Source organism: Empedobacter sp. 225-1 (genome assembly GCF_030328185.1).
GTDB lineage: Bacteria > Bacteroidota > Bacteroidia > Flavobacteriales > Weeksellaceae > Empedobacter > Empedobacter stercoris.
In genome coordinates, this window is the sequence record NZ_JACALO010000012.1 from 51,662 (window position 1) to 70,699 (window position 19,038).

Here is a 19,038-nt window from a genome sequence, read left to right on the forward strand (position 1 = left end):
ACTGAATATCTTATTGATTAATGGAAGAAATTACTGAAATTATTCTTCTCAATTATGAGAGAAGCTTTCTGATAGAAAGCAAGCCAATTGGTTCTCATATTTTACTTAAGTGTGATGACAACTGGTCATCTTTTCTCGATTTTTTATCATTAATCAACTTTCCCTTAAATTATGTATGTTAGAATAGCAAATGCAGACGATGCCAAGTACACAGAATTGTTGTGCGAATGGTACGAAGAATCAGCTCGTATGAGAAAAACGGGTATTGCTAAACGAAATCCAGTTTATTTGGAGCGCAAAATGCGCAACGGAAATGCTGTGATCGCTTTTGATGATAATGATCAAATCGCGGGGTTTAGCTACATTGAAACTTACGAAGAAGAAAAATTCGTTGTAAACTCAGGTTTAATTGTACGTACAGATTTAAGGAGTTCAGGAATTGGGCGCGAAATAAAACATGCAGTTTTTGAATTGTCTCGTACAAAATTCCCAAAATCAAAAATCTTTAGTATTACAACTTCTTTAGCTGTAATGCGTATGAACACAAAATTAGGATACAAGCCAGTAACTTTTTCGGAATTAACACAATCGGATGAATTTTGGAATGGATGTAAAAGTTGTAAAAACTATCACATCTTAATGGATAATGATCGCGAGCGCTGTATTTGTACAGGATTGGTTTATGATAACCTTGATGACAAATATGCTCAGCAAGCAAAACAAAATGCGGATAAAAAAGAAGATGAATAAATATACGGACTAAGGTTTTTTTTTGTCTAAAATGAGTATATTTGCATAAAATTTCGAATAAATATTCAAAATGAGTAATAAAAAATACAGATTCCAGATTATAAAAGATTTAATAACAGATCAAGAAATCAGTAATCAAGACGAATTATTAAAAAAATTAATCGATTTAGATATCTCAGTTACTCAAGCAACTTTATCCAGAGATTTGCGCGAATTGAAAGTTTCAAAAGTTCCTAATAGTTCGGGACAATACATTTATCGCCTTACAGAAAGTGTTGCTCCAACAGCAACGGTTACACATAACGAAAAAACAAGTTTGATTTTCTCTAACAATTTAGGGGTTATTAAAACAAAGCCAGGTTATGCAAACAGAATTGCTTTTGAGATAGATAACACACATTTCAATACAATAATTGGAACAATTGCTGGAGACGATACGGTGTTGATCGTATTGAAAGAAGAGAGTAGCCGAGAAGAGGTTACCAATGAATTAAGAAGAATTATTCCCAATATAAACAAATAAACAAACAATGAGCAACAAAGCAGTTTTAGCTTACAGTGGAGGTCTAGATACATCGTACTGTTTGGTTAACTTAACAAAAGATCAAGGAATGGAAGTGCACACCGTAATTGTAAATACTGGTGGGTTTTCTGAAGAAGAGTTAAAAGAAATCGAAACTCGTGCCTACGAATTAGGTTCATCTAAACACGTAACAATTGATATTACAGATAAGTATTACAACGATTGTGTCCGTTTTTTAATTTATGGAAATGTATTAAAAAATAACACATATCCTTTATCTGTGAGCGCAGAACGTATGTTCCAATCAATTGCTATTGCTCAGTATGCAAAAGATGTAGAAGCAGAATACATTGTACATGGCTCTACAGGAGCAGGAAATGATCAAATTCGTTTTGACGTTGCTTTCGCAGTGATCTCTCCAAATTCAAAAATCATCACTCCTATCCGTGACGAAAAATTATCTCGTCAACAAGAAGTAGAATATTTACAAGCAAATGGTGTAAATTATAGTTGGGAACAAGCAAAATACTCTATTAACAGAGGAATTTGGGGAACATCTGTTGGTGGTGTAGAAACATTAACATCTAACCAAGCATTACCAGAAGAAGCTTATCCAACTCAATTATCAAGAACAGAACCATCTGTAATTGAAATTGAATTTGAAAAAGGGATTCCAACTGCTTTAGATGGAAAAAAATTATCTCCAGTTGCTTTGATCCAACAATTAAACGAAATCGGTGGGGAATATGCTATCGGTAGAGATATCCATGTCGGAGATACAATTTTAGGAATTAAAGGACGTGTAGGTTTCGAAGCTCCAGCTGCTTATCTATTGATCAAAGCTCATCATTTATTAGAAAAACATACCTTAACAAGATGGCAATTGTTGCACAAAGATTCTTTATCTAACTGGTACGGAACTTTATTGCACGAAGCACAATATTTAGATCCTGTAATGCGTGACATCGAAGCATTCTTAGAATCTTCACAAGAAAAAGTTACAGGTAAAGTAAAAGTTCAATTAAATCCTTACCATTTCTCAATGATTGGTATCGAGTCTCCTTATGATATGATGCAATCTAAAGTTGCTGTTTATGGTGAAGAAAACGATGCTTGGGATTCGAGAGATGCAAGAGGTTTCATCAAAATATTCGGTAATCAATTAAAGATTGTTCATAGTTTCGATTAATTGATTCGTTAAAGTGGGTTCATTAAATTGAATCCACTTTATTTCAATATTAAATTACAATAAACACGCGCAAAAAATATCAAATGTCAAACAAAATTAACGTAAGCATTGTAGGAGGTGCTGGATACACAGCAGGCGAATTGCTAAGAATATTAATTCATCATCCGATGGTTACTATTTCGTCTGTGTACAGCACATCAAATGCAGGCAACCCCGTTACCAAAGTGCACGACGATTTGTTTGGAGAAACTGACATCGTATTTTCGGATAAAATAGACGAAAATGCTGATGTCGTTTTTTTATGCCTGGGTCACGGAAAATCAGCAGAGTTTTTAAAGAATAATACCTATTCAGCTCAAACAAAAATTATTGATTTGAGTAATGATTTTCGATTAAATGCGAACCATATTTTCGAAGATAGGACGTTTGTTTACGGTTTACCAGAATTGGATCGCGAAGCAATCAAAACTGCTCAAAACATAGCAAATCCTGGTTGTTTTGCAACAGCTATTCAATTAGCATTATTGCCTTTGGCTGCAAAAAATGAAATCAAAAATGATATTCACATTAATGCGGTAACAGGATCTACAGGAGCTGGGCAAAGTTTGTCGGCTTCGACGCATTTTAGCTGGCGAAATAATAATGTTTCTTTTTACAAAGAGTTTACACATCAACACGAAGGAGAAATTTATCAAACATTGAATCAATTAGAAAAAGATTTCAATAACAAAGTTTATTTCTTACCAATGCGAGGTGATTTTGCGCGCGGAATTTTAGCTGGTGTTTATCTTAAATCTGATTTGTCAGAAGAAGAAGCAAAAAATATTTTTAACGAATATTACAAAAACGAACCTTTTACGTTTGTTTCTAACGCGCCAATTGCATTGAAACAAGTCGTAAATACCAACAAATGTTTTTTACATATCCAGAAACAAGACGATGTATTATTGATAACTTCTATTATCGATAACCTTACAAAAGGTGCCTCTGGACAAGCTGTAGAAAATATGAACTTGATGTTCGGTTGGGAAGAAAATTTAGGACTTAATCTAAAAACGGTAGCGTTTTAATTAAGTTATGAGTATTGAGTTATAAGTTTTGAGATTATGCAAGACTACAGAAAATTAACAGTTTGGAATCGTTCACATCAATTAGTATTAGATTTATATAAACTTGTAAATCTGTTTCCTAAAGAAGAACAATTTGGACTAATTTCTCAAATCAAAAGAGCAGTATCTTCCATTCCTGCAAATATTGCAGAAGGTTGTGGAAGAAACTCAAATAAAGACTTTGCTCAATTCTTAAATATAGCTTTAGGTTCTTTGAATGAAGTTACATACTTTATTCTATTAGCCAAGGATTTAAAATACATTAATATTGAAGATTATTCAAAATTAACCGATGAGTGTAATGAAATAAAAGCCATGTTAATTTCACTAATTAAAAAAATTAGAGAAAAAAACTAACTCATTACTCAAAACTCATCACTCAAAACTTTTAATATGAAACTATTCGACGTATATCCATTAATGAATGTAACTCCGGTTAAAGCCAAAGATTGTATCCTTTGGGACGAAAACGGAAAAGAATATTTAGACTTATATGGTGGTCACGCAGTGATCTCTATTGGGCATGCACACCCGCATTATGTGCAAAAAATTACAGAACAAGTAAACAATATTGGATTTTACTCTAACTCAGTTCAAATTCCAATTCAAACAGAATTAGCAGAGAAATTAGGACGTTTATCAGGATATGAAGATTATACATTATTCTTATGTAATTCTGGAGCTGAAGCAAACGAAAATGCAGCTAAATTAGCTTCTTTTCATACAGGAAAAGATCGCATCATTGCGTTTAACGGTGCTTTTCATGGACGTACATCTGGATCTGTTGCTTTAACAGATAATCCAAAAATTGTAGCGCCTTTTAATGCGCATCACAAAGTTTCTTTTGTAGATTATAATATTGATGCTATTAAAGAGATTATTGCTGGAGGAGACGTTGCTGCTATTATTTACGAACCTATACAAGGAGTTGGTGGTATTGTTTTACCATCAGATGAATTCGTTCAAGAATTAAGAAATGTTTGTACAGAAAACGGCGTTATTTTGATCGCTGACGAAGTACAATGTGGATATGGACGTTCGGGGAAATTTTTCGCACATCAACATTCTGACATCAAAGCAGATTTGATCACAATGGCAAAAGGAATGGGGAATGGATTTCCAATCGGAGGAGTTTTAATTTCACCAGAATTCAAAGCGTCTTATGGTTTATTAGGAACAACTTTCGGAGGAAATCATTTAGCTTGTGCTGCTGCTGTTGCAGTGTTAGATGTAATCGAACAAGAAAACTTAATTGACAATGCTAAAGAAATTGGAAATTATATCGGAATTCAATTAAACAAATTTCCAAAAATCAAAGAGGTTCGTGGTCGTGGCTCAATGATCGGAATCGAATTTGATTTTCCAATTGCAGCGTTAAAAAATAACTTATTAACAAAACACAATATTTTTGTAGGTTATGCAGGTACAAATGTTATTCGTTTATTGCCTCCACTTACAATTACAACACAATACGTAGATAAATTCATATCAGCATTAGAAACTGAAATTAACATTATCATCAATGGATAAGACAGTAAAATTAGTATTCCAAGACGGATTAGAAATCGAAGGAAAATCTTTCGGTGCATATACTTCTGCCGCAGGAGAAGTAGTATTTAACACAGCTTTGGTTGGGTACAATGAAAGTTTAACTGACCCTTCATACAAAGGGCAGATTATGGTGATGACAGCTCCAATGATCGGAAATTATGGTGTTCCTGATGATAAAGCGATGATCGAATCAATCGAAACTTGGATGGAATCAAATAAAATTCAAGTTACTGGTTTAGTTGTTTCTTATTATGCAGATGATTATTCGCATTGGAACGCTATCCAAAAATTAGGCGCTTGGTTAGAAAGCCAAAATATCCCAGGTATTTACGGTGTTGATACACGTATGATTACAAAAAAATTACGTGATCAAGGTTCTACTTTAGGAAAGATTGTTGCAGATACAGATGTAGAATTTTACAATCCTGATTTAGATAATTTAGTGGATCAAGTATCATGTAAAGAAGTGATTCGTTACAACGAAGGAGCTGATGTAAAAATTGTTTTAGTAGATTGTGGGGTGAAAAATAACATTATTCGTTGTTTTGTAGATCGTGGTGTTGAGGTTATTCGAGTACCTTGGGATTATGATTATTCAACATTAGAGTATGATGGTTTATTTATCTCAAATGGTCCTGGAGATCCATCGATGTGTGTTGCTACCATTAATCATATCAAAGAATCTTTGAAAGAAGATAAGCCAATTTTTGGAATTTGTTTAGGAAACCAATTGGTAAGTTTAGCTGCTGGTGCGTCTACTTTCAAATTAAAATATGGACACCGTTCGCATAATCAGCCGGTACAATTAGTTGGAACAAAAAGATGTTTTATTACATCTCAAAACCACGGTTTCGCAGTAGATGATTCGAAATTACCAGAAGGATTCAAAACATTTTTTACGAACTTAAATGATGGTACTTGTGAAGGAATTCGTCACGAATCAAAACCATTCTTCACCGTTCAATTCCACCCAGAAGCTATGGGAGGACCAGTTGATACAGAGTATTTATTTGATGAATTTATTGAAGAAGTAAAAAATAATAAAAGTGTAAATTAATTTAGTTAATCAATTTATTTAACCGCAAAGAAGCTAAGATTACGCAGAGAACAAAGAGTAGAGATTAATAAAAATAGGAGAGATTTTAATCACTTATTCTTTACGTAAATCTTTGTGATCTCTGCGGTTAAGAATTAATTAGATTAAACAACAAAACAAAAAAATAATGAAATCACATATAAAAAAAGTATTAGTATTAGGATCAGGAGCACTAAAAATTGGTCAAGCTGGAGAGTTTGATTATTCTGGTTCGCAAGCGTTAAAAGCGTTAAAAGAAGAAGGAATCAAAACAGTTTTAATTAATCCAAATATTGCAACTGTTCAAACTTCTGAAGGAATTGCAGACGAAGTTTACTTCTTACCTGTAACTCCATATTTCGTAGAAAAAGTAATTCAAAAAGAAAAACCAGACGGAGTTTTAGTTGCCTTTGGAGGACAAACAGCTTTAAACTGTGCGGTTGAATTAAATAAAGAGAATATTTTCGAAAAATACGGTGTTGAAGTTTTAGGAACACAAATTCCTGTGATTGAAGCAACAGAAGACCGTGATATTTTTATCGAAAAATTAGACCAAATTGGCGTTTTAACTGCTCGTTCGGAAGCTGTTGAGACAATAGAAGATGCGATGGCAGCGGGTAAACGTATCGGTTTTCCATTAATCATTCGTGCAGCATACGCTTTAGGTGGTTTAGGTTCTGGTTTCGCAAACAATGAAGAAGAATTATTAGAATTAGTTGATAAAGCATTCAATTATTCTTCTCAAGTTTTAGTGGAAGAATCTTTAAAAGGATGGAAAGAAATTGAGTACGAAGTTGTACGTGATGCGTATGATAACTGTATTACGGTTTGTAATATGGAAAACTTTGACCCGATTGGAGTTCATACAGGTGAATCGATTGTTATCGCTCCATCTCAAACATTAACAAATTCAGAATACCATAAATTACGTGAAGTTGCCATTCGTACTATTCGCCACCTTGGTGTAGTTGGAGAATGTAACATTCAATATGCTTTCGATCCTGTTTCGGAAGAATACCGTGTAATTGAAGTGAATGCTCGTTTATCTCGATCTTCTGCTTTAGCTTCTAAAGCAACTGGATATCCTTTGGCTTTCGTTGCAGCAAAATTAGCATTAGGTTACTCATTAGATGAATTAAAAAATAGCGTAACGCAAACTACATCTGCGATGTTCGAACCGGCATTAGATTATTGTGTAGTGAAATTACCTCGTTGGGATTTAAATAAATTCTACGGTGTTCGTCGTAACATTGGTTCTGCAATGAAATCGGTTGGTGAAGTAATGGCAATCGGACGTTCTTTCGAAGAAGCAATTCAGAAAGGAGTTCGTATGTTAGACATCGGACACAGAGGATTTGTCGCAAATTCATTTACAATTCCAGAAGGAGAGTCATTAGATACATGGTTAGCTGAGCCAAATGATGAGCGTTTATATGCGATCACAGAAGCGTTCAAAGCTGGATATTCAATCGAGAAAATTCATGATTTAACGAAAATTGATTTATGGTTCTTACAACGTTTAGAAAGAATTTTCAACATTTCGAAAGAGTTTGAAGTCTTAGAACGTTTTGAACAGGTGGATGCTGATTTAGTGAAAAAAGCAAAATTAGCAGGTTTCTCAGATCAACAAATCGCTGTTTTAGTTAAAGGAAATGTGAATGTACACAGAAACGAATTAACTGTTCGTGAATTACGTAAAAACTTCGGAATTGTTCCTGTTATAAAACAAATTGATACGTTAGCAGCCGAATTCCCAGCGCAAACAAATTATCTATATGTAACTTATCACGGAACTGAAAATGATATTGAAACTGAAACAGAGAAAGCAGTTTGTATTTTAGGTTCTGGTGTTTACCGTATCGGATCTTCTGTAGAATTTGATTGGTGTTGTGTAAATGCAGCACAAACAGCAGCTAAAAATGGTTACAAAACGATTATTATCAATTATAATCCAGAAACTGTTTCGACGGATTATGATGAGTCAGATCGTTTATACTTCGAAGAATTATCGTTTGAACGTGTAATGGATATCTTGGATTTTGAGCAACCTGAAGGAACAATTATTTCGACAGGAGGTCAAATTCCAAACAATTTAGCAATGAAATTGTACGACGAAAAAATCAATGTTTTAGGAACTTCTCCTTTACGTATTGATGATGCAGAAAATCGTCACAAATTCTCTGCTATTTTAGATGAATTAGGAATTGATCAGCCACGTTGGAAGGAACTTTCTTCTTTAGAAGCAGTTCATCACTTTGTGGATGAGGTAGGATTTCCAGTTTTAATTCGTCCTTCTTATGTATTATCAGGTGCTGCGATGAACGTCGTATCAAATACGGAAGAATTAGATGCTTTCTTGAAATTAGCGAAAGAAGTATCTCCGGATTATCCAGTTGTCGTTTCTGAATTCGTACAAGGAGCAAAAGAAATCGAATTGGATGCAGTTTGTCAAAACGGAGAAATTATTGACTATGCGATTTCTGAACATGTGGAATTTGCAGGAGTACACTCTGGTGATGCGACAATGTATTATCCACCTCAAAAAGTATACATCGAAACAATTCGTCAAATGCGTAAAGTTGCGGCGAAAATCGCAAAACGTTTCGAGATTTCTGGTCCAATGAATCTTCAGTTTTTATCGAAGAATAATACAGTTCGTGTAATTGAAACGAATATTCGTGCTTCTCGTTCGTTCCCATTTGTATCGAAAGTGGCAGGAAATAACTTAATCGAAAAAGCAACAAAAGTATTATTAGGATTAGAAGTAGAAAAAGGACACTCAGAATTAGTTTACGATTTAGATTACGTAGGAGTTAAAGCTTCTCAATTCTCATTTACACGTTTAGCTGGTGCCGATCCCGTGTTATCAGTGGATATGTCGTCTACAGGTGAGGTTGGATGTATTGGAGATACAGCTGAAGAAGCTTTATTAAAATCGATGTTATCTGTAGGATATGAAATTCCAGAGAAAACAGTATTGATTTCTGGTGGACCAATTGAATCTAAGGTTGCTTTATTAGGACCTGCGAAACAATTAATTGCAAAAGGATATAAAATTTACGCAACAGAAGGAACACATAAATTCTTTATGGATAATGATGTCTATTCAACATTAGTGTATTGGCCATCTGATAAAAAAGAACCAAATGTAATGTCTTACATCCACGATAAGAAAATTGATATGGTAATCAACATTCCGAAAAACTTAACAAAAGTGGAATTAGATAATGATTATCAAATTCGTCGTACAGCAGTAGATTTTAACATTCCATTGGTTACAAATGCACGTTTAGCTTCAGCTTTCATCAATGCATTTACAACCCTAACAATGGATGATTTAAAAATCAAAACTTGGAATGAATACAGAAATAAGTAATACGTTTAAGTATTAAGTTATAAGTTCAAAGCCTCGCAATTGCGAGGCTTTTTATTTGTTATTAGTGTGAACTTTTTCGTTTTTCCGCTTCAATACTCTTTTGACTAATTTACAATATTTATCCATACAAAAAATCCACTTCTCTCAAAGTGGATTTTAAAATATGTAGAAATTAAATTTTCTTAAAACTCAGCAAAAAAAGCTTCTACTTTTTCTATGCCGTTTGCATCAAGAGCTTCTAATAATTCTTTCTTGATTTCCGTTAATTCTTTCTTTTTCGCTTTTTTCAGAACTGGTTTAGCCGTTTCTAAAAAGTTTTCGATTTGTTCTAATCCGCGAGAGCTTAAGAATTTTTCGTCTGTTTTTTTCAATTTAGCATACACTTGCACCAACATTTTACATTGTTCTAAAGCCAATGCATATTCTTTTACAGTTTCTAATGTAATCATGTAATGCAACATCAATTGTACAGAAGGCATATTGCGTTGATGACCAAATTTTGTGTATTTTTCTAATGCAATTCCGAAACATTCTTGACTACGTTCGATGTTTTTATTTAAAGCTGCAGAAATGACAACATTAAACCAATCGTCTGAGTTATCTGAATTCTGAGCTAAATCAAAGAAAGCATTGTCAGCATTTTCAAAATCTTGTAAGCTATAATAGGATAAAGCAATCAATTTTTTTGCGTCATATAATTGTTTTGGGTCTTTTGCATCCAATAAACCTTCACAAACTTTGATACACATCTCGAAATTACTATTTCCAAATAAATCTCTCGCCGTATTCAACAACGAATTAGTCGCATTCTGCTCCAACGCTTGCTCGTACATAAATTGACGTGCTCTCAAAACATCTTCGTATGTGATATAATCGTAATTGATTTTCATTTTTTTAGTCTCTTTGTTAATTTGCAACTAAATTACTTAAATCTTTAAGAAAGTAGTTAATTATTTATCATTTTTTAATAGATGTCGAATCACTGTTTCAGCAGCATGCAACCCGAATAAACCAGGTATCCACGAATTGGTTCCATAAAAAGATTTTTTATAGTTTTTACCATCTGTCAATTTTACCGATAATTCATCAGGAACTTCTGTTGAAAAAACAGCTTTTACACCTTTATTAATGCCTTCTTTTTTTAATCGTTTTCGTACATTTTTAGCCAAAGGACAAACATCAGTTTTACTAATATCACGCACCTGAACTTTACTTGCCAAATATTTTCCTCCTGCACCCATATTACTAATTACTTTCACTTTTTTGCGTTTTGCAGCTAAGATTAAATTAATTTTTGGGGTAACAGAGTCGATACAGTCTAAGACATAATCAAAATCGGGTGTAACGATTTCGTGTGTACGTTCTGGACTCAAAAATTCGTTGATACGTGTTAAGTCTAATTCAGGATTAATATCCATCAAACGATCACCAACAATATCTACTTTATGTTGTCCAATTGTCGAATGTAAAGCGGGTAATTGACGGTTAATATTTGTAATATCTATTGTATCGCCATCCACAATTGTCATTTTACCAACGCCTGCACGTGCAATAAATTCTGCGGCAAAAGAGCCAACACCTCCTAAACCTACGACTAAAACGTTAGAATTTTTAAGGTTTTCTAAACCTTCTTTTTTGAATAATAATTCAGCTCTTTCTTGCCAAACTGCCATTGAAATGTATTTTATTTTGATTGAACTTCGTAACCGAAAATCGTTTTCCAATTTTCTGCTTGTTGAAGTTGTAATTCTTCAATTGTTATTTTTCTCAAATTTGCTGCAAATGCATAAATTTCTTTTATCGGAATTTCGCTTGCATCATTTTCTAAAAAGAATTGACTCGCAGAAATTTTTGCAAATATAATTTGTAAGTTTTTGTTAGAAAGAAGATTTTTACCAAAAGATACAAAACAATTTTGCACCAAAATCTGATGGAGTAATTGTTCGTTCTTGTTGAAACCATGAAACATAAACGGAATCGTTAATTTCATTTTTTTGCGAATCTGTAAGATTTCTTGATAAGCACGAACCGAATGTATAATCACAGGAATTTTAAATTCTTCCGCAATCTTTAATTGTTGTTCAAAAACCTCGATTTGTAACTTAAAATCTGTTTCGCACAATTTATCTAAGCCAATTTCTCCGATTGCTAAACAATTTTTATTTGAAAGATTTTGTTTAATAAGTCTTATTTCTTCTTCTATTGATGAGGTTTTGATATAAGCTGGATGAATTCCAATAGAAAATAGCTTTACGCTATTATTCAGCTTATTCGGAAATTGATTGTACAATTCTAAAACCGTTGAATCGTTAGATAGATGATGTGTATGCGCGTTGAGAAACATGTTTATTGCTATAATAATTACAAAATTAAGTATATCTGTATGATTATGGAATTTTGTTTTAAAATAAAATTTTGTTTTTATATCTTGTTTATAATTAGTTTAGTAAGTGATTGTAATTACTTAAAATAAATAGAGTTATTATTTAGTTTTATAGTTGTTAAAGTTTTAAATAATAATATATTAGTGTTTAAATCACAAAATATGAAAAAAACACTATTTACAATTTTCTTAACTGCACTCATGACTGGTGTACCTTTATTTGGACAAACTGGAAAAGCACCTAATTTACTTGAATCATCAATTCAAAAAGAGTTAACAAATAAAGGAACTGAAAATTTTCCGACTACTGAATGGATAGACTTTACAGATGTTAGTTGGTACAATTCCACTTCAACATCTTTTACTTTGAGTAATGCGGAACAGCTTGCTGGTTTAGCTAAGTTGGTATATGATGGAAATGATTTTTCAAGAAAAACGATAATACTTTCGAATGATATTGATGTCGGAAAACATTTATGGACTTCGATTGGATACTCATATCAAAAACCTTTTTCAGGGATATTTTTGGGGAATAATCACACCATTAAGAATGTTTTTATTAATAGGCCAACGGGAGATTTTGTTGGTTTCTTTGGAAAAGCTTTCAAAGCAACTTTCAAAGATTTAAAAATAGACAATATTAAGGTTAGAGCAAAAGATACAGCTGGTTGTTTTGTTGGTAACCTTTCTACAAATAGTCTTGTGGATAACTGTCATGTAACAAATGCAGAAATTATTACAACTTCTTATAATATTGGTGGTTTTGCGGGAAGTGTATTAACAGATTCTTTTGTTAATAATTCTTCTTTTGAAGGCTACGTAGAAGGATTTAATCAAGTAGGAGGATTTACAGGGAATTTATGGGATAAATCTACAATAACAAATTCTTTTGCCAAAGGAACAGTTAAAGGAGAATATATTATTGGAGGATTCGTAGGTTTTACAACAATGGCATTTGGTCCAAATAGAACGAACGTAGTTAAAGATTCATATTGTATTACAGATGTTGAGGCAAATATTGAAAGAGCTGGTGGTTTTGTAGGATATGCGCAATTTGCTTTGAATGTAGAAAATTCTTATGCTGTAGGTAATGTTGCTTCACCAATAGCTGTAGGTTCTTTTGCTGGAATGGTAGGGAATGCAGAGTTTAAAAATGCACATTTTGACAAGACAGTTTCCACTATTGATGCGGTTGGAGTTTTAGAGATGGAAGGTATGTTGGTTGATATTACTGGAAATATAACTTCTGTAATGAAAAATGAAACATTTGCAGATAAATTAAATGCTTCAAATTCTGATAAACCTTGGCGAATAGTTAATGGATTAAATGATAATTATCCAGTACTGAATTTTCAAAATTTGGGTATTCAGGAGTATACATCCAAAGAGCTTAATCTTAAAATTTATCCAACAATAACAGAGAAGTTACTACATATACAATCAAATGCGAAAGTGTTAGATTATAAAATTTATGATATTAATGGACGAATAATTCCAATTAATAATAAAAAAATGAAAGAAATAGATGTTTCATCTTTTACCAAAGGAGTATATATTATTTCTGTTTCTACAAACGAAGGAACTAAAAATTTGAAGTTTATTAAAAAATAAATTATAGAAAAAAAAGGCCTAAATATTTTAGGTCTTTTTTTAAATCGAACAAGGAAGTAAATAGTAGCTAAAAAGGAATAGAATTTGCTACAATGACCACAATGAATTCTAATCATATTTTAAATCCAAAAATGTTAAAATATTTGCCATGGCTTGGTGCGATGGCAATTTTTATGCAATCTTTGGATGGTACAATTTTAAATACTTCTTTACCTACAATTGCCAAAGAATTAGATAAATCTCCTTTAGAAATTCAATCAATTATTGTGGCATATACGTTAACAGTAGCCTTGTTAATTCCTTTGAGTGGATGGCTCTCAGATAAATATGGAACAAAAAAAGTTTTTCAATCCGCGATTATTATTTTCACCATTGGTTCAGCTTTATGTGCGTTTGCAACAAGTTTACCTTTTTTAGTTATTTCGAGGATTATTCAAGCAATAGGTGGTGCAATGATGGTGCCTGTTGTTCGCTTGGCGATTTTGTACGCTTATCCGAAAAGTGAATTGTTGAAAGTAATCAATTTTATTACTATTCCTGGTTTAATTGGACCTCTTTTAGGTCCTACTATCGGAGGTATTTTAGTTGAAACCTTATCTTGGCATTGGATTTTTATCGTGAATATTCCATTTGGAATTTTAGCTCTTTGGATGACAAGTTTTGCATTGCCTGATTTTAAACATCCTGTATTCAAATTTGATATCAAAGGTTTAATACTTTTCAGTGGAGGTGTTACAGTTCTAACTTTGATAATGGAACTTACTTCAACTCGGGTGATTGGAATACAAACAGTGTTAGCGTTAACTGTTGTTTCTATTTTTTTAATTGGATTATATATCTATCATGCGAAACATAAACAACATCCTTTAATAGATTTGAATTTGTTTAAGATAAGAACGCTAAAAATTGGAATAATCGGTAATCTAATTACACGTTTAGGAATTGGAGGAATACCTTTTCTTATTCCGTTATTGTTGCAAGTAGGGTATGGGTATACTGCTACTGTAGCAGGATTAATCATGATTCCAGCTGCAGCAAGTAATATTATTGCAAAATCTTTTGTAGTACCAATTGTAAATAAATTTGGATACAGAAATACGTTGATAGCAAATACGATTATTTTAGGGTTAATTATTTGTCTGTTTTTCTTTTTAGAATCACAATCGCCCATTTATTATATTATTCCATTGATGATTTTGAACGGATTTTTCAGTTCGATTCAGTTTACAGCTATGAATACCATTTCTTTAGCCGATTTGGATGAAAAAACCTCAAGCGAAGGAAATAGTTTGTTAGCCGTAACACAACAATTATCGTTGACTTTTGGAATTTCTGTCGCAGCTCTAATATTAGGTTTTTTTAGAGATATGAAAGGGTTAACGAATGGTGTAGAAGTACAAGCCTTTCGTTATTCATTTTTAGCAATGGGTGTAATGACGATTCTATCAACCTATATCTTTTTCAAGTTAAAAGAATCTGATGGCGCTTCGATGTCAGGGAAGAAATAAATGCTATCTTAGGTTTATGATGACAAACAAAGAAGGAAAATATCAATGTCCATGTTGTGGATACTTTACATATTCAAAGAAACCAACTAATACTTTTCAATTATGTGAAGTATGTTTTTGGGAAGATGATGGAATTCAATTTGATGATCCTTTGTATGAAGATGGTGCAAATAAAGTATGTTTAGAGCAAGCGAGAAAAAATTTTCAAGAGTTTGGAGCTTCGGAGAGAATATTCTTAGATTCAGTTCGTCAACCTTTTGAAGATGAAAAATAATATAAAACATAAAAATCTCTACAAAGTAGAGATTTTTATGTTGATATCATTTAAATTAATCATTGTAAAAATGATGACGAAGTTCTCCTTTCAGATTTGTTTCGTATTGTTTTTTAAATTCTTCTTTCGAGAGGTTTTGTCCTAATAAGTAAATCGCTTTTGTAATAGCAGCTTCCATAGTTAAATCAAAACTCGAAATTGCACCCATATTCAATAAAGCATCACTTGTTGCGTAACGTCCAAGTTCTACCATTCCACCTGCACATTGCGTATTGATGATGAGATGAATTTCATTATTGGTAAGTTCTTTTAATAATTCGATGAACCAATCGTCAGTGAAAATATTTCCAGTTCCAAAAGCTTCAATAATAAACGCTTTCATATTTGGCGCTTTCAAAACACTTTCGATAAAAGAGCGATTCATACCAGGGAAAATCTTTAATACACCAACATCAACATTAAGATTTTTATTGATACTAAGTTGATCTGTAACTGTATTTTTTAACAACAAATCTTCTTTAACTTCTAAATGAACACCAGAAACTCCTATAACTGGATAATTAGGTGATTCGAAAGCATCAAAGTTTTCTGCATTAATCTTAGTTGTTCTATTTGCACGGAATAATTTGTACTCAAAATACACACATACTTCTTTGATGATTGGTTGATTATCTTTTTTCAACGATGCTAATTGAATAGACGTAATCAAATTTTCTTTGGCGTCAGTTCGCAAATCTCCAATTGGTAATTGAGAACCAGTAAAAATGATTGGTTTCTCAAGATTATCAATCATAAAACTCATTGCAGATGCCGTATACGCCATCGTATCTGTGCCATGTAATACAACAAAACCATCATAGTTTTCGTAATTTTGCTGAATTGTTTCGGCAATTTCTATCCAATATTTCGGTTTCATATCAGAAGAATCAATTGGCGTTTCGAAACTATGATAATCGAAAGAACAGTCCAAAAGGCTTAATTCTGGAATTCTCTTCAATAAATTATCAAAATTAAAAGGTTTTAAAGATTGATCGCCATAGTCTTTGGCCATTCCAATTGTACCACCTGTATAAATCAATAAAATTTTTGTCTGCATGGGGTTTTGATTAATTTCTGGATAAAATTAACCATTCTAAAAAATCTGTACAATACCTTTTCAAAAACGCTCATAATTTGCTAAATTGGGTAAAATAATTGTAAATAGAATTTTAAAATATAAACTTGATGAAAACATTACTTTTAGCCATTACAACTTTGATTACATCTGTCGCTGTTTTTGCACAATCTGATGAAGGATTATTTGAAGTAGAATATGAAATGAATGGACAAGATTTAAAATCATTTGCTTTTTCGACGGATAATTGTGCCCAAAGTTTGATTGTAAAATCGTGGGAAAATTGGGTGACAAACAAAGAAGGAGCTTCAGGATTTCTTAAAAAGCATGAAGCCAATAATATCAAGTTCAAGAATTCGCAAGATGTGTATAAATCAGTTATTAGTTTGGTGGAGGAAGAAAATGGGAAAACAACTGTGATTAACACATTGACAGATCAAAATGGAATGACATTTAATAGTCATTCTGCAGAATTTGATTTAATTTATAATCAATTACAGGATTTAGCCGTCAAAACAAAACAAAGTTGTGTACGAACTGAATTGAAATTAGCAAATGAAAATATGATTCGTTTAACAAAAGAGAATGCGGATGCGCAAATAAAGAAAGGAAGCTCGATCAAATCATATTTAAAAAATAGTAATACACTTCTAAAATTAGAAAGTAAAAAGCAAGCCTTAGGCGATAAATTGGATTTAGTCGTGAATCAATTAGAACGAGAATCTGACGATAAAATGATGGATGGATTGATGAAGAAAAAAATAAAAACAGAAAATGCTTTGCGTACAATTGAAGATCAAGTTGTTTCATTGAACGGAAAAATACAAATAGAAGAGGATAAAGATAAAGGACTTGATGCAAAGATTAATCAATTAACAACTCAAATTCAACAACAGCGATTGATGAGCGAAAATTTGAAAAAGAAATATTCATCAATTGCACGATAATTGTAAGAGAAATAGTATATTTACTAAAAATCAACAAATAAATATTATTAAAATCAACTCACTATGGGATTATTTTCATTTATTAAAAATGCCGGAGAAAAAGTCTTCGGAGGAGCAGAAACTCCAGAAGAAAAAGCAGCTAAAGTAAAAGAACAAGTAGCAAAACAAGGTTTTGATTTATCAGGAGTTACATTTTCTGCTGATGGAGAAAAAATTGTAGTTTCAGGAGAAGCTCTGGATATCAACGAAAAACAAAAAATCTTAGCAACAGCAGGAAACATTGATGGAGTAGAAGCAGTAGAAGATCAATTAACGTTAAAAACACCTTTAAAAATTGAAATTCCAGATATTTCTAAAACAATGTACACTGTGCAAAGTGGAGATTCTTTATCTAAAATTGCCAAACAAGTTTATGGAGATCCAATGCAATATCCAAAAATTTTCGAAGCAAATAAACCAATGTTAAAACACGAAGATAAAATTTATCCAGGACAAGTATTGTATATTCCTCAGGATTAATAGAATAGAATTTAGATAAGATATTAAAACTCCTACAACCTTACGATTGTGGGAGTTTTCTATTTTTACAGCATGGTTTTTGAGGAATATTTAGTTCCAATAAAAAATAATAACATATATTCGTATAACTGAAATAAAAAAATAATTATGAAAGTTTCAATTTTGCCAGTAGCGGTTATCGCTGCTTCAACTTTATTTAGTTGTGTGAGTCAGAAGAAGTATGATGAATTACAAAATAAATTCAATTCTGCTTATTCTGAGAACCAAGGATGTCAAACAGAATTAGCTGTAGCGAAAGCCAAATTAGCTAATTACGAGGCTAATCAAGGTCAATACGAGAACACAGTTCAGAGTGAAAGAAACCAAATTAAACAATTACAAGAGCAATTGAAAAATTGTATTAATGGTGGTTCTAAAAATGTGTCTGAATTAGTTAACGAGATCAACCAATCGAATAAATACATCAAACACTTGATTGATGCAAAAAGCAAATCAGATAGTTTGAATATGGTTTTAACAAACAACTTAACTCGTTCTTTATCAAGCAATGAAGCAAAGGATGTTGATGTAAAAGTATTAAAAGGTGTGGTGTATATTTCATTAGCAGATAATATGTTGTATAAATCTGGTAGCTATGAGATTTCACCTGCTGCAGGAGAAACTTTAAGTAAAATTGCAAAAATCATCAATGATTATAAAGACTACGATGTATTGATTGAAGGTAACACAGATAATGTGCCAATTTCTAAACCAAACATCCGTAACAACTGGGATTTATCTGCTTTACGTGCATCATCTGTAGTACAAGCATTACAAAACCAATATGGTGTTGATGGAAAACGTTTAACAGCTGGTGGTCGTGGAGAATACAATCCATTAACTACAAACGCTACCCCTGAAGGAAAATCACAAAACCGTCGTACACAAATTATTATCTTACCTAAGTTAGATCAATTTATGGATTTAATTGGACAAGCTCCAAAAAGTTAATTAGATAAATAATTCGAATTATTATAAAAAGAGCCACTCTAAATACACTGCCCCCAAAAAGTTAGACACTTTTGGGGGCATTTTTTATGACAAGAAAAGTAAAATATGGTGTAGCATTT

18 protein-coding genes are annotated in these 19,038 nt (G+C 32.3%); 14 read left to right on the forward strand and 4 right to left on the reverse strand.

Features of this window, described 5'->3' with window-relative positions; genetic code table 11:
- Positions 1-171 precede the first annotated feature (171 nt).
- The 8 genes from HX088_RS05310 to carB all read left to right on the forward strand — a co-directional run bounded on the left by HX088_RS05310 (position 172) and on the right by carB (position 9,573).
- Positions 172-750: a GNAT family N-acetyltransferase gene (locus HX088_RS05310; protein ID WP_171621925.1), complete on the forward strand. Its 579-nt coding sequence runs from the start codon at positions 172-174 to the stop codon at positions 748-750.
- 70 nt (positions 751-820) lie between these two features.
- A complete protein-coding gene (locus HX088_RS05315; protein WP_171621926.1) occupies positions 821-1,273 on the forward strand; it encodes an arginine repressor in 453 nt (150 codons plus the stop codon).
- Between the two features lie 7 nt (positions 1,274-1,280).
- Complete coding sequence (gene argG / locus HX088_RS05320; protein ID WP_225539390.1) at positions 1,281-2,462, forward strand: argininosuccinate synthase; 1,182 nt, start codon at positions 1,281-1,283, stop codon at positions 2,460-2,462.
- A gap of 83 nt (positions 2,463-2,545) precedes the next feature.
- Positions 2,546-3,532 carry an N-acetyl-gamma-glutamyl-phosphate reductase gene (gene argC / locus HX088_RS05325; RefSeq protein ID WP_171621928.1) on the forward strand — a complete coding sequence of 329 codons (987 nt, stop codon included), beginning with the start codon at positions 2,546-2,548 and terminating at the stop codon, positions 3,530-3,532.
- A 36-nt stretch (positions 3,533-3,568) separates the two neighbouring features.
- A complete protein-coding gene (locus tag HX088_RS05330) occupies positions 3,569-3,928 on the forward strand; it encodes a four helix bundle protein (protein WP_225541124.1) in 360 nt (119 codons plus the stop codon).
- Positions 3,929-3,964: 36 nt separating this feature from the next.
- Positions 3,965-5,101 carry an aspartate aminotransferase family protein gene (locus HX088_RS05335; protein ID WP_188319168.1) on the forward strand — a complete coding sequence of 379 codons (1,137 nt, stop codon included), beginning with the start codon at positions 3,965-3,967 and terminating at the stop codon, positions 5,099-5,101.
- On the forward strand, positions 5,094-6,179 hold the full coding sequence (gene carA / locus HX088_RS05340; protein ID WP_286483620.1) for a glutamine-hydrolyzing carbamoyl-phosphate synthase small subunit: 1,086 nt from the start codon (positions 5,094-5,096) through the stop codon (positions 6,177-6,179). The genes HX088_RS05335 and carA overlap by 8 nt, the downstream gene beginning before the upstream one ends.
- A gap of 166 nt (positions 6,180-6,345) precedes the next feature.
- The gene (gene carB / locus HX088_RS05345) at positions 6,346-9,573 is read left to right on the forward strand and encodes a carbamoyl-phosphate synthase (glutamine-hydrolyzing) large subunit (protein ID WP_286483621.1); all 3,228 of its coding nucleotides are present in this window, start codon (positions 6,346-6,348) and stop codon (positions 9,571-9,573) included.
- Between the two features lie 182 nt (positions 9,574-9,755).
- Here the strand turns inward: carB and HX088_RS05350 are convergent, their stop codons facing one another.
- The 3 genes from HX088_RS05350 to HX088_RS05360 are packed head-to-tail and all read right to left on the reverse strand — an operon-like array spanning position 9,756 to position 11,917.
- The gene (locus HX088_RS05350; protein WP_286483622.1) at positions 9,756-10,463 is read right to left on the reverse strand and encodes a hypothetical protein; all 708 of its coding nucleotides are present in this window, start codon (positions 10,461-10,463) and stop codon (positions 9,756-9,758) included.
- A 60-nt stretch (positions 10,464-10,523) separates the two neighbouring features.
- On the reverse strand, positions 10,524-11,246 hold the full coding sequence (locus HX088_RS05355; RefSeq protein WP_286483623.1) for a tRNA threonylcarbamoyladenosine dehydratase: 723 nt from the start codon (positions 11,244-11,246) through the stop codon (positions 10,524-10,526).
- 11 nt (positions 11,247-11,257) lie between these two features.
- On the reverse strand, positions 11,258-11,917 hold the full coding sequence (locus tag HX088_RS05360; RefSeq protein WP_286483624.1) for a TatD family hydrolase: 660 nt from the start codon (positions 11,915-11,917) through the stop codon (positions 11,258-11,260).
- A 201-nt stretch (positions 11,918-12,118) separates the two neighbouring features.
- Between HX088_RS05360 and HX088_RS05365 the strand changes: the two genes are divergently transcribed.
- From HX088_RS05365 to HX088_RS05375, 3 genes are all read left to right on the forward strand, one after another.
- The gene (locus tag HX088_RS05365) at positions 12,119-13,567 is read left to right on the forward strand and encodes a T9SS type A sorting domain-containing protein (RefSeq protein WP_286483625.1); all 1,449 of its coding nucleotides are present in this window, start codon (positions 12,119-12,121) and stop codon (positions 13,565-13,567) included.
- A 101-nt stretch (positions 13,568-13,668) separates the two neighbouring features.
- Positions 13,669-15,075, forward strand: a complete 1,407-nt coding sequence (locus HX088_RS05370; protein WP_188320222.1) for a DHA2 family efflux MFS transporter permease subunit — start codon at positions 13,669-13,671, stop codon at positions 15,073-15,075.
- Between the two features lie 16 nt (positions 15,076-15,091).
- Entirely contained in the window at positions 15,092-15,349 is a 258-nt protein-coding gene (locus HX088_RS05375; RefSeq protein ID WP_286483626.1) for a CPCC family cysteine-rich protein, read from the forward strand.
- Positions 15,350-15,404: 55 nt separating this feature from the next.
- Here HX088_RS05375 and HX088_RS05380 read toward each other — a convergent pair whose 3' ends face one another.
- Complete coding sequence (locus tag HX088_RS05380) at positions 15,405-16,445, reverse strand: asparaginase (RefSeq protein WP_260542090.1); 1,041 nt, start codon at positions 16,443-16,445, stop codon at positions 15,405-15,407.
- A gap of 128 nt (positions 16,446-16,573) precedes the next feature.
- Here HX088_RS05380 and HX088_RS05385 point away from each other — a divergent pair, with 128 nt between their 5' ends.
- The 3 genes from HX088_RS05385 (at position 16,574) to HX088_RS05395 (ending at position 18,919) form a co-directional block, all read left to right on the forward strand.
- Positions 16,574-17,410, forward strand: coding sequence for a hypothetical protein (locus HX088_RS05385; protein ID WP_188319161.1), 837 nt, complete (start codon positions 16,574-16,576; stop codon positions 17,408-17,410).
- A gap of 63 nt (positions 17,411-17,473) precedes the next feature.
- The gene (gene lysM, locus HX088_RS05390) at positions 17,474-17,929 is read left to right on the forward strand and encodes a peptidoglycan-binding protein LysM (RefSeq protein WP_286483627.1); all 456 of its coding nucleotides are present in this window, start codon (positions 17,474-17,476) and stop codon (positions 17,927-17,929) included.
- Between the two features lie 147 nt (positions 17,930-18,076).
- Positions 18,077-18,919 (forward strand): OmpA/MotB family protein, encoded by an 843-nt coding sequence (locus HX088_RS05395; protein WP_171621940.1) that lies wholly within the window; start codon positions 18,077-18,079, stop codon positions 18,917-18,919.
- Positions 18,920-19,038: the final 119 nt, after the last annotated feature.

Coding starts and splice junctions, on each gene's coding strand:
- HX088_RS05310 (WP_171621925.1), top strand. CDS start 172: ATGTATGTTAGAATAGCAAATGCAGACGATGCCAAGTACACAGAATTG.
- HX088_RS05315 (WP_171621926.1), top strand. CDS start 821: ATGAGTAATAAAAAATACAGATTCCAGATTATAAAAGATTTAATAACA.
- argG (WP_225539390.1), top strand. CDS start 1,281: ATGAGCAACAAAGCAGTTTTAGCTTACAGTGGAGGTCTAGATACATCG.
- argC (WP_171621928.1), top strand. CDS start 2,546: ATGTCAAACAAAATTAACGTAAGCATTGTAGGAGGTGCTGGATACACA.
- HX088_RS05330 (WP_225541124.1), top strand. CDS start 3,569: ATGCAAGACTACAGAAAATTAACAGTTTGGAATCGTTCACATCAATTA.
- HX088_RS05335 (WP_188319168.1), top strand. CDS start 3,965: ATGAAACTATTCGACGTATATCCATTAATGAATGTAACTCCGGTTAAA.
- carA (WP_286483620.1), top strand. CDS start 5,094: ATGGATAAGACAGTAAAATTAGTATTCCAAGACGGATTAGAAATCGAA.
- carB (WP_286483621.1), top strand. CDS start 6,346: ATGAAATCACATATAAAAAAAGTATTAGTATTAGGATCAGGAGCACTA.
- HX088_RS05350 (WP_286483622.1), bottom strand. CDS start 10,463: ATGAAAATCAATTACGATTATATCACATACGAAGATGTTTTGAGAGCA.
- HX088_RS05355 (WP_286483623.1), bottom strand. CDS start 11,246: ATGGCAGTTTGGCAAGAAAGAGCTGAATTATTATTCAAAAAAGAAGGT.
- HX088_RS05360 (WP_286483624.1), bottom strand. CDS start 11,917: ATGTTTCTCAACGCGCATACACATCATCTATCTAACGATTCAACGGTT.
- HX088_RS05365 (WP_286483625.1), top strand. CDS start 12,119: ATGAAAAAAACACTATTTACAATTTTCTTAACTGCACTCATGACTGGT.
- HX088_RS05370 (WP_188320222.1), top strand. CDS start 13,669: ATGAATTCTAATCATATTTTAAATCCAAAAATGTTAAAATATTTGCCA.
- HX088_RS05375 (WP_286483626.1), top strand. CDS start 15,092: ATGATGACAAACAAAGAAGGAAAATATCAATGTCCATGTTGTGGATAC.
- HX088_RS05380 (WP_260542090.1), bottom strand. CDS start 16,445: ATGCAGACAAAAATTTTATTGATTTATACAGGTGGTACAATTGGAATG.
- HX088_RS05385 (WP_188319161.1), top strand. CDS start 16,574: ATGAAAACATTACTTTTAGCCATTACAACTTTGATTACATCTGTCGCT.
- lysM (WP_286483627.1), top strand. CDS start 17,474: ATGGGATTATTTTCATTTATTAAAAATGCCGGAGAAAAAGTCTTCGGA.
- HX088_RS05395 (WP_171621940.1), top strand. CDS start 18,077: ATGAAAGTTTCAATTTTGCCAGTAGCGGTTATCGCTGCTTCAACTTTA.